Origin of the sequence: Streptomyces sp. NPDC006733 (genome assembly GCF_040636125.1) — a bacterium.
GTDB lineage: Bacteria > Actinomycetota > Actinomycetes > Streptomycetales > Streptomycetaceae > Actinacidiphila.
In genome coordinates this window covers 168,491-183,245 of the sequence record NZ_JBEYJD010000004.1, presented here as the reverse complement: position 1 = coordinate 183,245, position 14,755 = coordinate 168,491, and the positions used below count along the sequence as shown (strand labels likewise).

Below are 14,755 nucleotides of genomic sequence, written 5' to 3'. Positions count from 1 at the left end.
TCCGCGCGGCGGGCTACTGCGGGCCGATGGCGGTCTCGAGGTGGGCCAGCTGGGCGGCGAGGATCTCCTCGAACGCGGCGCGGCGGTCCACTCCCAGGGGGCGGAGGTCGCGGGCGAAGTGGGCCAGGGCCGGGAAGTGTTCGGGGTCGGCGCCGAGTACCGCGACGCGGAACAGCTCCCGGCCCTGTTCCAGCTCCGCGGGGGTGACGGTGCTGATCCCGGCCTCGGAGGCGATCAACGCGGAGATGAGGACGGCCATGCGGTGGTAGTACGCCGGGATCGCCGCGTCGGGCAGGCCCGACGCGCGCAGCGCCTGCAGCACCTCCTCCATGACCAGCCGGGATCCGGTGCCGCTCGACGCGTAGCGCCCCCAGATCGAGGCGAGTTGCGGCTGCTCGCCGAAGGCTTCGCGCAGGTGCAGGGCGAGGGCCAGCAGGCGCTGCTTCCAGTCGCCCTCGGCGCGGTAGCCGTTCATGGCGGACAGCAGGATCCGGTCGGCGACCGCGCGCAGCAGTTCGGTCTTGCTGCGGAAGTGCCGGTACAGGCTGGAGGAGTCGGTGCCGAGCGCTGCCGCGAGCTTGCGCACGCTGAACGTCTCGGCGTCGTCCGTGCGCAGCAGTTCCGCCGCCGCGTCCAGGATCTCCTCGGTCGACCAGCGCCTTCGGCCTGTCATCGGACCCCTCTCGTCGGATTTCAGCCTAGCCTATGCACTTGGTGTTGCACGCACTGCGTGCATAATGAGGACATGGGCGTGCCGCCCGGCCCGCCGCCGACGAGGGGACGCGTGTCATGGGGAAGCCACTGGATCCGGCGGCGTTGGACGCCGCACTGCGCAACGTCCACCGCGCCGGGATGCCCGGCCTGTTCGCCGAGGTGCGGGACGGCGAGCAGGTCTGGCGCGGCGCCGCGGGGGTCGCCGATGTCGCCACCGGCCGCCCCGTCACCGCCGATCTGCGCCACCGCGTCGGCAGCATCACCAAGACCTTCACGGCGGCGGCGATCCTGCAGCAGGTCGAGGGCGGCCTGATCGGTCTGGACGCGCCGATCGGCCGGTACCTGCCGAAGCTGGTGCCCGGCGAGCGCGGTGACGCGATCACCGTGCGGATGCTGCTCAACCACACCAGCGGCCTCGCCGAGTACCTCCCGTACGCCTATCCCTCGCTCCGGGCGTTCCCCGACCTCGCGAAGACCACGCCGCAGAGCCTGGACGACCACCGGTTCACCCGCTTCGACCCCGTCGAGCTGATCGCGATGGGCGTCTCCGCGCCCGCCGTCGGCACCCCGGGCGGCGCGCTGGGGCTGTACTCCAACACCAATTACCTGCTGCTCGGGGAGCTGCTGGAAGAGGTGACGGGCACGACGGCCGCGCGGTACCTCACCGAGAACGTCATCGACCGCGCCGGGCTGTGCGACACCGAACTGCCCGCAGGACCCCATCCGCGCGGGCCGCACTCGCAGCTGTACGAGGCATGGTTCGGCATGATCGACCCGCCGCGCGACTTCAGCGTCTTCGACATGTCCTGGGTCGGGCCGGCGGCCTCGCTGATCTCGACCGTCGCGGACCTCAACCGGTTCTTCCGCCGGCTGCTCGCCGGCGAGATCGTCAGCCCCGCGTCGCTGGCGCAGATGCAGCGCACCGTCCGGGTCGTCTCCCAGGAGGGCAGGACGATCGACTACGGCCTGGGCCTGCACCCGATGGAGGGCACCGCCGGTGGGGACACCTTCTGGGGCCACGGCGGCACGGTCTGGGGCGCCGGCGCGCTGACCATGATCCGTGCCGACGGCGCGCGGCAGCTGTCGGTCGCGGTGAACCTGCAGCGGTGGAACCGGCTGGACGCCGCGGGCAGGCCGCAGCCGCACCCCGTCGACGGGGCGCTGGCGGAGCTGTACCGCGTGGCGCTGCACGGCTGACGGGTGCGGGCCTGCCCGGTGTCACTGCTCGGTGGGGCCCAGGTCCGGGGTCGGGCGCAGAGCGACGGTCCGGGGGCGGTGGGCGGCGTGCAGTTCGAGCACGACGATGTCGTTGGCGCCAGCCCGCAGCACCGGCCCCGGCACGTACAGCGACCGCTGGGGGCCGCGTGACCAGTAGCGGCCCAGGGCGAACCCGTTGATCCAGGCGTTGCCCTTCGTCCAGCCGTCCAGGTGCAGGAAGGTGTCGGCGGGCTCGGCGAGGTCGACGGTGCCGCGGTGGAAGGTGGGCCCGGTCGGCGTCGTGGTGGTGGTCGTGAACGGCAGGCGTGCCAGGGAGGTCAGCGGCAGCGGCCGGCTGGTCCACGCGGTCAGCGCGGCGCCGTCCAGCAGGACGGCGCCGAGCAGGCCCTTGCGGTCGTGGATGCCCGGACCGTAGTTGACCCGGCCCTGGTTCTCCACCAGGACGCTGAGTACGGCGCCCGCGCGCGGCACGTCGAAGGCGAGGGCCCGCTCGTGGTTCTCGCGCTCCAGCACCCCGGCGGGCCGGCCGTCGACGAACACCTGGGCACGGTCGCGGATCCGCTCCACCTCCAGCAGCGCCGGCCCCGCCGCCGGCAGCACGGTCTCGTACAGCACGAACCCGAAGTCCTGCCCGAGCTCCTCCATCGTCAGCGGCCGCTGGGACGCCACCGCGTCGCCCAGGTCGCCGGCGCAGGCGAGCAGGGAGGCACTGTCGGTGAGCGCGACGCTGTGCGGGGCGAGTTTGGGCCCGGGGTCGGGGACGGGCTCCGCGGGAACCGGGGCGTACTTGGCGAGGACCCGGCGGAACGCGGTGAACTTCTCGGTGGGGTCGCCGGCTTCGTCCAGGGGCGCGTCGTAGTCGTAGGAGGTGACGGTCGGACGGTAGGTGTGCTTGTCGTTGGCGCCGTTGGTGAAACCGAAGTTGGTGCCGCCGTGGAACATGTAGAAGTTGACCGAGGCCCCGGTCGCGAGCAGTTCGTCCAGCTCCTGGGCGGCCTGGGCCGGATCGCGTACGACGTGGTGGGCGCCCCAGCGGTCGAACCAGCCGTTCCAGAACTCGGCGCACAGCAGCGGGCCGTCCGGCTGGTGGGCGCGCAGGGCGGCCAGGCCCTGCGTCGAGCGGCTGCCGAAGTTGGCCGTCGCGAGCACTCCCGGCAGGGCGCCGCGCTCCAGGTCGTCCGGCTGGTCGCAGGTGAACAGCGGTACGTCGACCCCGCACCGGCGCAGCGTGGCGGCCAGGTGCTCCAGGTAGCCGGTGTCGTCGCCGTAGGCCCCGTACTCGTTCTCCACCTGCACCGCGAGCACCGGGCCGCCGCGGCCGGCGACGTAGGGCCGCAGGGGGGCGAGCAGTTGGGCCAGGTAGCGGTCGAGTGCCGCCAGGAAACGGGGGTCGCGGCTGCGCAGGGCGATGTCCGGCTCGGCCAGCAGCCAGGACGGCAGGCCGCCGCCTTCCCACTCGGCGCAGATGTACGGGCCCGGTCGGAGCAGCACGTGCAGCCCCTCGGCCGCGGCCAGCTCCAGGAAGGCCGGCAGGTCCAGTCCGCCGTCCATCCGAAAGGTGCCCGGGCGCGGCTCGTGCAGGTTCCACGGCACGTACGTCTCGACGGTGTTCAGGCCCATCAGGCGGGCCTTTCGCAGGCGGTCCGCCCACTGCTCCGGGTGGACGCGGAAATAGTGCAGTCCTCCGGACAGGACCCGGAAGGGTGCGCCGTCGAGCCGAAACCCGTCGTCGTCGAAGTCAAGAACGGGCATCTGCGAGTGCTCCTGTGCCGAAGGGGGTGGGCGGGTGCCGGCCGCGCGGAGATGGTCCGCGCGGCCGGCCCCGTGGTCGTGCAGGCTGCTGGGGTGCTGGGCGGGGGAGTGCTACAGGGTCTGCCACCGCTGGTTGTCGCCCGCCCAGCAGTCGTAGAGCTGACCCTTGGAGGTGGCCTGGTCCAGGTCGAGGCAGCGGCCCGACTGCACGCCGCGGATCGTGCCGTCGGAGGAGAAGGTCCACTGCTGGTTGGCGCCGCCGTTGCAGTCGTAGATGCCCACCGCGCTGCCGTTGGCCGTGGCCTGGCCGCCGACGTCCAGGCGCTTCGTGCCGTTGTAGACGGTGAGCCCGCCCGACGGCGTCCTGGTCCAGCGCTGGTTGGCGCCGCCGTTGCAGGTCCAGCCCTGCACCTGGGTGCTGTTGGTGTGGGTGGCGCCGGGGACGTCGAGGCAGCGGTCGGCGCCGCCGAGGCTGCGCAGCGGGCCCGTGTGCGCACCGGGATCGGCGCCCCAGGCGTACCGGAGCCGGTCGATGCCGCTGATGTTGCGCACACCCAGTGACAGGTCGGTACCGCTGCCCTGGAGGGTGAACAGGGAGTAGTAGTCGTAGGTGGGCCGCTCGTGGTGCGGGCCGCCGAGGGCGGGCCAGTAGACCGCGCCCAGGCCGAGGGCGCGGACGGTGTCGGTGTCGGCGCGCAGGTAGCGGACGAAGTTGTCGGTGCTGTTGGTCGCGTTGTAGTCCGTGCCGTCGTCCATCGGTGCCCCGAACTCGTCGAGGACGGTGCGGGAGGCGCAGCCGCCGATGCCGTCCTTGAAGTGGGCGACCCACTGCTCGTAGGTTTTGGCGCCGCTCATGAAGGCGTAGTGGTGGTAGGACAGGTACGTGCCGTCCAGGCGGCTGTCGCCGCACACGGGCTTGACGTCCCCGTTGTAGCCGGCGCCGCTGACGAAGACCCGGTTGCGGGGGACCGCGGGGCGGTCGGCGAGCCAGGTGGCGGCGACGTTCGCCCACTCGGTGGCGCTGTAGCCGTGGGGCTCGTTCATCGGCTCGAAGTAGACCAGGCCGTTGGCGCCGTACTGGGCGATCACGGTGTTCCACATGGTGTTGTAGGCGGCCGTGTCGACGATCCGGCCGCCCGAGGACGCGCCGTCCTCCCAGTAGGACAGCACGACCTTGAAGCCCTTGGCGGTCGCGGCGTCGATCGCACCGGTGTAGGCGTTCCACCAGGTGGTGCCGACGGAGCGGGTGTTGACGGGCAGCCGCACGGTGTTGGCGCCGAGGGTGCTGAGGAACCCGTCGTAGACGGCGTCCGCCTTGGCCCGGACGGTGGCGTAGCTGTCGGTGGCGCTCAGCCCTTCGAGGACGAGGGGCCCGTCGACGTAGTTGTCGCCGGGCCGCGCCCAGTTCACCCCCTGGAACTGGGCGGCGGCCAGTTGCGGGGTGTCGGCCGCGGCCGGGGACGTGCCGGACAGAGCGGTGAGCGGTGCGAGCAGCGGGACGGCCAGCAGGCAGGCCAGGACGCGGCGGACGGTGCGGGACAGTACGGTGCGGGACGGGACGGGGGAGGGGCGGCGCAGGAGGACGGGACGGGGCATGGCTCTCCCTTTCTGTGAGGCGGTGCCTCGGGGCTACTTGACGGTGAAGCCCTGGTCCTTGGCGTACTTGAGGGAGGCGTCCTGCCACGCCTTGAGCCCGCTGTCCAAGGTGGTGCCGCTGACGTACGCCTTGCCGACGGTGTCGTTGAAGACGCTGTTGGCGTAGACCTGGAAGGGCAGGTAGGACCATCCGGGGGCGACCTGGGCGGCCGACTGCGCGAGCACCTGGTTGATCTTCTGGTTGCCGAAGTAGGGGTCCTGCTTGTTCTGGAACGCCGGGGAGTCGAGCTGCCGGGTGGTGGCGGGGAACGCGCCGGCGTCGACCCGGCTCTGCGCGCCCGCGTCGACGGTGGCGTACCGCAGGAAGGCGTAGGCGAGCTTCTTGTTGCCACTCGCCTCGGTGAGGGCCAGCGAGCTGCCGCCGTTCTCGGCGGTGGTCCTCCCGCCGCTCCGCCACTGCGGCATGGGTGCGACGCGCCACTTGCCGGCGCCGCCCTTGACTCCGGATTCGAGCGGTCCGGGCATCCAGGCACCGGTGACGAGTGAGGCGATGGTGCCGTCGCCCAGCCCCTGGTACCAGGCATCGCTCCAGGCGGTGACGGGGGAGAGCAGCTTGCCGCTGACGAGCTGCTGCCAGGTGGCGGTGAACTTCCTGGTGCCGGCCTCGTCGAAGTTCACGCCGACCTGGGTGCCGTCGACGGTGTAGGGCTTGCCGCCGGCCTGCCAGATCATGCTGGTGGTGAATCCGGCATCGCCGGTGTCACCGGTGAGGTACGCCTTGGGGTCGGCCGCGTGCAGCTTCCTGGCCGCGGTGAGGTACTCGTCCCATGTCGTCGGCACCGCGATCCGGTGCTTGTCGAAGACTTCCTTGTTGTAGAACAGCGCCATCGGGCCGGAGTCCATCGGCAGGCCGTACACGCCCTTGCCGCCACCGTGCACCGCTCCCCACGGGCCGGGGGTGAAGGTGGCTTTGAGCTGGTCCGCGCCGAACGGCGTGAGGTCGGCGACGGACTTGGCGAGCGTGAACTGCGGCAGGGCGTAGTACTCGATCTGCGCCAGGTCCGGGACCCCCTTGCCGGCCTTGACCGCGTTCTGCAGCGCCGTGTACTGGTCCTTGTTGGTGCCGGCGTTGACCAGCTTGACCTTGACCTTGGGGTACTTGGCCTGGAAGTCGGTGACGACCTTCTGCAGGGTCGGCTCCCACGCCCAGACCGTGATGCTGCCACCGGTGTCCAGGGCGGCCTGGAGGTCGGCGGCGGACGCGGGCTGCGCGCCGGCCGCGTCCGGGGAGTCGGAGGATCCGCAGGCGGTCGCGGTGAGAGCGACCGACAGGACGGCCGCGCCCAGCAGGAGGGCGCGACGGCGGGCTATCGCCATGGAGGAAGTCCTTTTCATGAGGGTGTCGTCAGGCGGGGAACGGGTGCGGGGAGGAGTGGAGGGCTGGTGCCGTGCGCCGGCTACCCCTTGACGCTTCCGGCGGCCAGACCCGACTGCCAGTACCGCTGCAGCAGCAGGAACGCCGCGATCAGGGGCACGATGGTCAGTAGCGAACCGGTGATGACGAGGTTGAACACCACATCCCCGCCGACGGTGGCGGCCTGGGCGTTCCAGCTGTTGAGGCCGAGGGTCAGCGGATACCAGTCGGGGTCCTTCAGCATGATCAGCGGCAGGAAGTAGTTGTTCCAGGTGGCGACCACGTTGAAGAGCAGGACGGTGACCATGCCCGGTGCCAGCATCGGCATGCTGATGGAGAAGAACGCGCGGAACTCACCGGCGCCGTCGATGCGGGCCGACTCGAGGATCTCCTTCGGGACGGCGTCGGTGGCGAAGGTCCACATCAGGTACAGGCCGAACGGCGAGATCAGCGATGGGATGATGATCGCCCACGGAGTGTCGGTCAGCCCCAGCTCGGAGAACAGCAGGAACGTGGGGACCGCCAGCGCCGTACCGGGCACCGCGACCGCTCCGATGACGGTGGCGAAGACGGCCTTCTTGCCGGCGAAGTCGAACTTGGCGAGCCCGTACCCGGCGAGCGTGGCGAGCAGGGTCGCGCCGCCCGCGCCGACCACCACGTACAGCAGGGTGTTGAGCAGCCAGCGGGTGAAGATCCCGTCGTTGTAGGTGAAGGTGTCGGCGATGTTGCCGAACAGGGCGAAGTCGCCGTCGAACCACAGCCCGAAGGAGCCGAACAGGCCCTGCTGCGTCTTGGTCGCGTTGATCGCCAGCCAGGCCAGCGGCAGCAGCGTGTAGACGAGCATGATCGCCGCCAGGGCGGTCAGGGTGGCGCTGCGCCGCGTGGGGCGAGCGCTGCGGCGGGTGGCGCGGAGGGTGAGCGGGCCGGACGGCGACCGGGCGCCGGGGCGCCGGGTCGGGCGGGGCCGGTGGCCGAGGCGGGGAGTGGTGGTCGCCATGGTCAGAGTTCCTTCCGCATGCCGCGCAGCTGGACGGCGTAGGCGATGACCATGGTGATCACGCCCATGACGATGGCGATGGTCGCCGCGTAGTTGAACTGCTGGCCGGCGAAGGACAGCGAGAAGGCGTACAGGTTGGGGGTGAAGTCGGACGTGATCGCGTTCGGTGCCAGGTTCTTGAGGATGCTCGGCTCGTTGAAGAGCTGGAAGCTCCCGATGATCGAGAAGATCGTCGCGATGATCAGCGCTCCGCGCAGCGCCGGGAGTTTGATCGCCCGGACGATCCGCAGCTGTCCCGCACCGTCGATCTCCGCGGCCTCGTACAGCGCCGGATCGACCGTCCGCAGCGCCGAGTAGAGGATCAGCATGTTGTAGCCCACGAACTGCCAGGTCACGATGTTGCCGATGGACGCCAGCACCAGGTCGGGCGAGAGCGGGTCCGGGAGGGTGATCCCGAACGCGTCGTTGAGGTTGCCCACCAGGCCGAAGCGCGTGCCGTACATGAAGCCCCACAGGAGCGTGGCGACGACGGCCGGCACCGCGTAGGGCAGGAACACCGCGATCCGGAAGAAGCTCGATCCGTACAGGCGCCCGCTGTCGACGGCCAGGGCGAGCAGGAGCGCGAGGAACAGCATGATCGGCACCTGGACGGCCAGGAAGGCCGCCACCCGGGCGAAGGACGACCAGAACTGCGCGTCGCCGAACGCCTCTGTGTAGTTGTCGGCGCCGACGAAGCTCGTGCCGCCGATCAGCCGGGTCCGGTACAGGCTCAGGTGGATCGAGTATCCGATCGGCGCCAGGAAGACCAGGGCGAACACCGCCATGAACGGCCCGACGAACTGCCAGCCGGTCCACGACCGCCGCCCCGCCCGCGACCGCTGCCCGGAGGCCGTCGGCCGTGCCGGGGCCGGCGGCCGTGCGGCGGGGCGCGCCCCTGCCTGTGGTAGTGCGGCCACCATGTCGCTCCTCGCTCCTCGCTCCCGGGGCACCCGCCGTCCGTCCGGGCGGCGCGCTGGTGTTTACGTAAACATCGTGCCGAGCACAAGGCGCCGATCCGAGCCGTGCGGGGAGGCAGGGCAGCCGGGGCGGCGCGATGTTTACGTAAACTTGTGCGGTAGCGTGGCACCCGTCACGGCGATCGGTCAAGGTTTCGCGGACGTTACGTTTGCGCCGCCGCGCCGGACGGCGACGGGTGGACGGACAGGAGTGAAGGGGCGATGGACCTGAGTGAGCGGGGAGCACAAGATCCTGTTCCTGCCGGCGGCGCGCAGCGCGGCGGCTCGGGCATACCGGGCGGACGCCGCAAGCAGCGGGTGTCCATGGCCGACGTCGCCCAGCGGGCGGGGGTGTCCTCCCAGACCGTGTCGCGGGTGTCCAACGGCCATCCCGGAGTCATCGGCTCGACCCGCGAGCAGGTGCTCACGGCGATGCGCGACCTGGGCTACCGTCCCAACAGCGCGGCGCGCGCCCTGCGGTACGGGCAGTTCAACACCATCGGCGTGATCCTGCACGGCCTGTCGACCACCGGCAACAGCAACACCGTGGAGGCGATCGCGACCCAGGCCGCCGCCGAGGGATACGCGATCACGCTGATCCCCGTCGACATCCCGACCCAGGACAACGTGCTCGGTGCCTTCACGCGGATGGGCGAACTGGCCGTCGACGCCGTCATCGTCTTCATGGAGATCCACCTGCTCGACGCCGGCAGCGTGGCGCTGCCGCCCGGCGTGCACGTGGTCGTCGTGGACTCCGACGCCGGCGACCGCTACCCGGTCGTCGACACCGACCAGGCGGGCGGTGCCCGCCGTGCCGTCAGCCATCTGCTCGACCTGGGACACACGACCGTCTGGCACGTGACCGGCCCGGAGTCGTCGTACGCGAGCGAGCGCCGGGCCCGCGCGTGGCGCGCGGTCCTGGAGGACGCCGGGCGGCCGGTGCCGCCGCCGCTGCGCGGCGACTGGTCGGCCGACTCGGGCTACGCCGCCGGCCTCGTCCTCGCCGACGAGCCGCAGTGCACCGCGGTGTTCGCCGCCAACGACCAGATGGCCCTCGGCCTGCTGCGCGCCTTCCACGAGCGCGGCCGGGCGGTCCCCGGCGACATCAGCGTGGTCGGCTTCGACGACATCCCGGACGCGGCCCACTTCATCCCGCCCCTGACCACCGTGCACCAGGACTTCGCGGAGGTCGGCCGCCGCAGCGTGCAGGAAGTCCTGCGCCAGATCCGCGAACACGACGTCCCGCGCTCCGGCACCGACATCGTCGCGACGCGCCTGACGGTCCGCGACAGCACGGCGCCGCCGCCGGGGCCCGCGTAGCGGCGCGGCGCCCCGTCAGCCGGGCTCCTGCGTGGGGCGGTTCCGGTCCTGCGGGGCGTCGTTGATCGCGGCGCCGGTCAGGATGGCGCTCGCGACGACGTCGAAGAGGCGGTCCGCGCGGGGCGTGAGCGAGGGCTGGTCGCCGAGCCAGGCGAGCATGGCGATCAGCGCGAACAGGTCGGCGCCGTCGATATCGGTGCGCGCCGTGCCCGCCTCCTGGGCGCGGGTGAGGAGTCGCGCGCCGGCAGCGCGCAAGGTGACGCACGAGGCGTGGAGGGCGGAGTCGGTGTCCTCGATGGCGGCCGCCATCAGCACGGTCACGCCGCGGTACTCGGTGGTCCAGGCGACGCAGTCGCGCAGCCACACGACGAGAGCCTCCTCGGGCGAGCCGGACGTCTCCAGCTCGCCCGCCTTCGCCGTCAGTTCGCCGAAGCTCGTGTGGAGCAGCGCCTCCAGCAGCGCCTCGCGGGTCGGGAAGTGGCGCAGCAGCGTCGCGAGCCCGACGTCGGCCCGGCGCGCGATGTCGCGCAGCGACACGTCGACGCCCTGCTCGGTGATGGCGCTGCCCGCTACCGCGAGCACCTGGTCGCGGTTCTTCCTGGCGTCGGCCCGCATCTGCCCCTCTTGACTATCCGGATCACTGGTCCATATATTCGGATCAGTGGTTCATTTATTTGGATCGCTGATCCGGATAAGACTATCCCGCAGCGGGGCAGGAGCGAACAATGACGACACACACGATGAGGGCGATCCGGCTGCACGAGCACGGCGGCCCTGAGGTGCTGCGCTACGACGAGGCCCCGATGCCCGAGCCGGGGCCGGGTGAAGTGCTGGTCCGCGTGCACGCGGCCGGCGTCAATCCTCCCGACTGGTACCTGCGCGGCGGGCTGACCACCATGCCCGGCGAGACGGAGTCGACGGTCCGCCTGCCGGTGATCCCGGGCACGGACGTGTCGGGCGTGGTCGCCGCCGTCGCCGCGGACGTCGACACCTTCGCCGTGGGCGACGCGGTCTTCGGCCTCCTGCGCTTTCCCAGCTTCCACGGCAGCGGGTACGCCGAGTACGTGGCCGCGCCCGCGGCGGACCTCGCCCGCAAGCCGCCCGGCCTCGACCACGTGCACGCCGCCGGGGCGCCGATGGCGGGGCTGACGGCGTGGCAGTTCCTGATCGCGGCCGGACACGACCACCCGTCGCCCTTCCAGGCGGCACCCCATCGCCCCACCGCGCTCGGCGCCGGCACGACGGTGCTCGTCAACGGCGCCGCGGGCGGCGTGGGGCACCTCGCACTGCAGCTGGCGAAGGGGAAGGGCGCGCGGGTCATCGCGGTGGCATCGGGCGCGCACGAGGCGTTCCTGCGCGACCTCGGCGCCGACGAGTTCATCGACTACACCAAGAGCCGTCCCGAGGACCTCGTACACGACATCGACCTCGTCCTCGACACCGTCGGCGGCCCCCACAGCAGCCGTTTCCTACGCACGCTCAAGCGCGGCGGCGCCCAGTTCCCCGTGCTTCCGGGGGACTTCGACGCGGAGGAGGTCGCGAAGCTGGGCGTGACGGTCTCCAGCGCCCAAGTCCGGTCGAGCGGCGCACAACTCGCCGAACTGGCGGGCCTGCTCGACGCGGGCACGATCCGCGTCGCGATCGACAGCACCTTCGCCCTCGCCGACGCCCGGGCCGCGCACGAGCGCGCCGCCCGGGGCCATATCCGGGGCAAGATCGTCCTCACGGTCGCCTGAAAGCCCGGGGGACGGGGGCGAGGCGGTGGCGGCCGGCGGGTCTCACGGCGGGGTGCGGCGGGCCGGCGCGGGGTGGTCGGCACGGCGGTGGAACAGCGCGCGGTACTCCCGCGGCCGGCGGTCCGTGTGCCGGGCGAAGATGTCGCTGAACGCGCCCGCGTCGCGGTACCCGACGTCGGCGGCGATGCTCGCGACGGTCCTGTCGGTCGTCTCCAGCAGGTGCCTGGCCCGCCGCACCCGGGCGGACTGCAGGTAGGCCAGCGGGCTCTCACCGGCTTCGTCGCCGAAGCGCCGCAGCAGGGTCCGCGTGCTGACGTGGAACTCCTGGGCGAGCGCGGGCAGGTCGTAGCGGGCACCGAGGTGCTGGTCGAGCCACCGCTTGACGCCGAGTGAGAAGGCCCGGCCCACCGTGGGGATCAGCGCGGAGTCGACGTAGGGGGCCTGCGTGGAGCGGGCGTCGTCCACCAGCGCGATGCGGGCGGTGCTGCGGGCGATGCGGGGGCCGTGGTGCTCGCGGACGAACCGCAGCGCGAAGTCGTACATGGCGCTGAAGGCCGCCGTGGTGGTCACCCCCCGGTCGGTCACGACCAGCCGCTCCGCGCGCAGGCGCACATCGGGGTACCGGCGGGCGAACCGGTCGGCGAACAGCCAGGACGTCGTCGCCTCCCGCCCGTCGAGCAGCCCGGCCTCGGCGAGGAGGAAGGCGCCCACGCAGATCGAGACGACCGCGGTCCCCGAGGCCGCCTGCGATCGGATCGACGCCACTTCCGGCCCCAGGGCCGCCAGGGTCGCGTCGAGATCGAGTGCCGGCGAGAGCTCGAAGCCCGGCACGATCAGGACGTCCACCGGGCGGACCGCCGAGACGTCGAGGACCGAGCCGCCGGACGCGCGCACCCGCCGCCGGGGCGAGAGGACCGTCGTCGCGTAGGCCGGCTGCGGCGACCCGTGGCCGGCGGCGACGTGCGCGGCCATGGTCAGCAGGTCGGGCACCCCGAAGACCTCCGAAGCGAAGCAGCCGGGATAGGCCAGGACGCCGATGGTCAGCGGACTCATACGACCCCTCCGGTGCCTGCGAGCGGATGGCGATATTACCGGGATACCTGGCGATGCCGCCGCTTCTGCGGTGGGCCGCCGCTCCTCATCATGGCGGTCATGACCATCACACGAGGGCAGCACGACCCCCTGGACGACTTCGCGCGGAGGACCGTCCGCGTCGATGACGTGGACAAGACCGTGTACGTGACCGGGTCGGGGCCGGCCGTCGTCCTGATGCCCGAGATGCCGGGCATCAGCCCCGACGTCGCACGGTTCGCGCGCTGGGTGCGCGACGCCGGCTTCTCCGTCTACCTGCCCTCGCTGTTCGGTATCGACGGGGCCTACCCACTCGCCGAGGCGCGCGAGACCGTCGTCCGACGCGCGTGCGTCAGCGCCGAGTTCCGGGCGTTCGCCGGCGGCGGCACCAGCCCCGTCGTCGGCTGGCTGCGCGGCCTGGCGCGCCTGGCGCACGCCGAGCGGGGCGGGCCGGGAGTCGGCGCCGTCGGCCTGTGCTTCACCGGCAACTTCGCCCTGACCATGGCGCTCGAACCCGCCGTCATCGCCCCGGTGGTCAACCATCCGTCGCTGCCGCTCGACGACCCCGGCGGCCTGGAGATCAGCGACGAGGACGCGGCCGCCGTGGCCGAACGGGTGGCGCGCGACGGCCTGAAGGTGCTCGCCTACCGCTTCGACAAGGACACCTGGTGCACCGGACAGCGGTTCGCGGCCTACCGGGCGCTGCTCGGGGACGCGTTCGACGGGCGCGTACTCGCGGCCGGCACGGCCAACACCGACCCCCCGCCGTTCTTCCGCGAGGTCGTCGGCTGCGCCCACAGCGTCGTCACGGCGCACCTCGTCGACCAGGAGGGCCACCCCACCGTGCGGGCCCGCGACGAGATCATCGCCTTTCTGGCCGAGCGGTTGGGGGTGCGACCGTCGGTCCGCCCGGCGGCCCGCCCATCGAGAGGGCCAGGCCCTCGGTGAGCCACTGGTGCGCCACCGTCATGTTCAGCACGCGTCCGCCGGTGACGGTGCCGACCAGGGACCAGTAGCGTTCCAGGCGGGGGTCGAAGCCGGACGACCGCGACACCAGGGCGTGCAGCTGGGTGCGGAACGCGGGGGAGTCGGACTCCCGGCGAGCGCGTGCGTGGGCGGCCACGAAGGCGTTCACCGCGGCCCCGGGCTGGGGCGGCAGCCCGCGCGCCACGGCGGCGGCCGTCAGGGCGGCGGCCTCGTCGATCGCCCCGTAGAAGGCCGGGGCGTCCCGCATCTCCTGGCCGTGGTCCTGCGTCCAGCGGTTGAAACTCGGGGTGGAGACGAGCAGGTGCAACTGGGCGTAGGCCAGCGCCGTGGTGGCATCGGGATCCCGCGGCGGGTCGGGGGACAGCATGGCGATCATGATGTCGAGCCGGTGCCGCGGCATGGAGGCGGACAGCTCGCGGTACCAGTGGTCGGTGAGGGCGCGCCGCGCCTGCGGCAGCCGCGGCACGCGCGCGAGGATCTCCAGACGCCGGAGCCGTTCCTCGCCCGGACAGTCGTCGAGGGACTGCAGGGTGGCCTGGCGCCACCGCAGTTCGGTCAGCCGTTCCTGCACCGCGTCGAGCTCGGTCGCCACCAGCTCGCCCAGCGAGCACTCACCGGTGACCACCCGCGTGATGGTCGCGATCGGGGTGTCCAGCGCGCGCAACCGCCGGATGAGACGGATCCGCTCCCACGCGTCGGGACCGTAGCGCCGGTGACCACCGGTGCTCCGGGCGGCCACGGGCAGCAGGCCGCTGTCGGAGTAGTAGCGGAGCGTCTTCACCGGGACCCCGGTCCCGGCGGCGAGCTCCCCGATGCTCCACGTGTCCTGCGTCACAGTGCCTTGAACCTCCAGTGCGGGGGAGCTCCTAGCGTAGGGACCACAGACCGACACCCCCTCCGACCACGAACGGTGGGTACGCATGTCCCCGACCCCGGCAGCCCCACGCCCCGGCCA

13 protein-coding genes are annotated in these 14,755 nt (G+C 72.1%); 4 read left to right on the top strand and 9 right to left on the bottom strand.

The genetic code is table 11. From position 1 onward, the window contains the following. Positions 1-13 precede the first annotated feature (13 nt). On the bottom strand, positions 14-673 hold the full coding sequence (locus ABZ721_RS05990) for a helix-turn-helix domain-containing protein (RefSeq protein WP_358787365.1): 660 nt from the start codon (positions 671-673) through the stop codon (positions 14-16). A gap of 116 nt (positions 674-789) precedes the next feature. Here ABZ721_RS05990 and ABZ721_RS05985 point away from each other — a divergent pair, with 116 nt between their 5' ends. After that, positions 790-1,911: a serine hydrolase domain-containing protein gene (locus tag ABZ721_RS05985; protein WP_358787364.1), complete on the top strand. Its 1,122-nt coding sequence runs from the start codon at positions 790-792 to the stop codon at positions 1,909-1,911. A 21-nt stretch (positions 1,912-1,932) separates the two neighbouring features. On the opposite strand, the gene ABZ721_RS05980 is transcribed toward ABZ721_RS05985, so the two are convergent. The 5 genes from ABZ721_RS05980 to ABZ721_RS05960 form a co-directional block, all read right to left on the bottom strand. After that, complete coding sequence (locus tag ABZ721_RS05980) at positions 1,933-3,684, bottom strand: beta-galactosidase family protein (RefSeq protein ID WP_358787363.1); 1,752 nt, start codon at positions 3,682-3,684, stop codon at positions 1,933-1,935. Between the two features lie 111 nt (positions 3,685-3,795). After that, positions 3,796-5,280 carry a ricin-type beta-trefoil lectin domain protein gene (locus ABZ721_RS05975; RefSeq protein ID WP_358787362.1) on the bottom strand — a complete coding sequence of 495 codons (1,485 nt, stop codon included), beginning with the start codon at positions 5,278-5,280 and terminating at the stop codon, positions 3,796-3,798. 33 nt (positions 5,281-5,313) lie between these two features. Beyond that, on the bottom strand, positions 5,314-6,657 hold the full coding sequence (locus tag ABZ721_RS05970; protein ID WP_358787361.1) for a sugar ABC transporter substrate-binding protein: 1,344 nt from the start codon (positions 6,655-6,657) through the stop codon (positions 5,314-5,316). A gap of 80 nt (positions 6,658-6,737) precedes the next feature. Then, entirely contained in the window at positions 6,738-7,691 is a 954-nt protein-coding gene (locus ABZ721_RS05965; RefSeq protein ID WP_358787360.1) for a carbohydrate ABC transporter permease, read from the bottom strand. A 2-nt stretch (positions 7,692-7,693) separates the two neighbouring features. Further along, positions 7,694-8,650, bottom strand: a complete 957-nt coding sequence (locus tag ABZ721_RS05960) for a sugar ABC transporter permease (protein WP_358787359.1) — start codon at positions 8,648-8,650, stop codon at positions 7,694-7,696. A gap of 258 nt (positions 8,651-8,908) precedes the next feature. Between ABZ721_RS05960 and ABZ721_RS05955 the strand changes: the two genes are divergently transcribed. After that, positions 8,909-10,006 carry a LacI family DNA-binding transcriptional regulator gene (locus ABZ721_RS05955; protein WP_358787358.1) on the top strand — a complete coding sequence of 366 codons (1,098 nt, stop codon included), beginning with the start codon at positions 8,909-8,911 and terminating at the stop codon, positions 10,004-10,006. A 15-nt stretch (positions 10,007-10,021) separates the two neighbouring features. Here ABZ721_RS05955 and ABZ721_RS05950 read toward each other — a convergent pair whose 3' ends face one another. Continuing rightward, positions 10,022-10,621 carry a TetR/AcrR family transcriptional regulator gene (locus tag ABZ721_RS05950; RefSeq protein ID WP_358787357.1) on the bottom strand — a complete coding sequence of 200 codons (600 nt, stop codon included), beginning with the start codon at positions 10,619-10,621 and terminating at the stop codon, positions 10,022-10,024. 110 nt (positions 10,622-10,731) lie between these two features. Between ABZ721_RS05950 and ABZ721_RS05945 the strand changes: the two genes are divergently transcribed. After that, positions 10,732-11,742: an NADP-dependent oxidoreductase gene (locus ABZ721_RS05945; RefSeq protein ID WP_358787356.1), complete on the top strand. Its 1,011-nt coding sequence runs from the start codon at positions 10,732-10,734 to the stop codon at positions 11,740-11,742. 42 nt (positions 11,743-11,784) lie between these two features. Here ABZ721_RS05945 and ABZ721_RS05940 read toward each other — a convergent pair whose 3' ends face one another. Next, positions 11,785-12,795 (bottom strand): helix-turn-helix domain-containing protein, encoded by a 1,011-nt coding sequence (locus ABZ721_RS05940; protein ID WP_358787355.1) that lies wholly within the window; start codon positions 12,793-12,795, stop codon positions 11,785-11,787. 99 nt (positions 12,796-12,894) lie between these two features. On the opposite strand from ABZ721_RS05940, the gene ABZ721_RS05935 reads away from it, so the two are divergent. Further along, entirely contained in the window at positions 12,895-13,761 is an 867-nt protein-coding gene (locus ABZ721_RS05935; protein ID WP_358787354.1) for a dienelactone hydrolase family protein, read from the top strand. Here the strand turns inward: ABZ721_RS05935 and ABZ721_RS05930 are convergent. After that, positions 13,676-14,635 (bottom strand): MerR family transcriptional regulator, encoded by a 960-nt coding sequence (locus ABZ721_RS05930; RefSeq protein WP_358787353.1) that lies wholly within the window; start codon positions 14,633-14,635, stop codon positions 13,676-13,678. The genes ABZ721_RS05935 and ABZ721_RS05930 overlap by 86 nt on opposite strands. Positions 14,636-14,755: the final 120 nt, after the last annotated feature.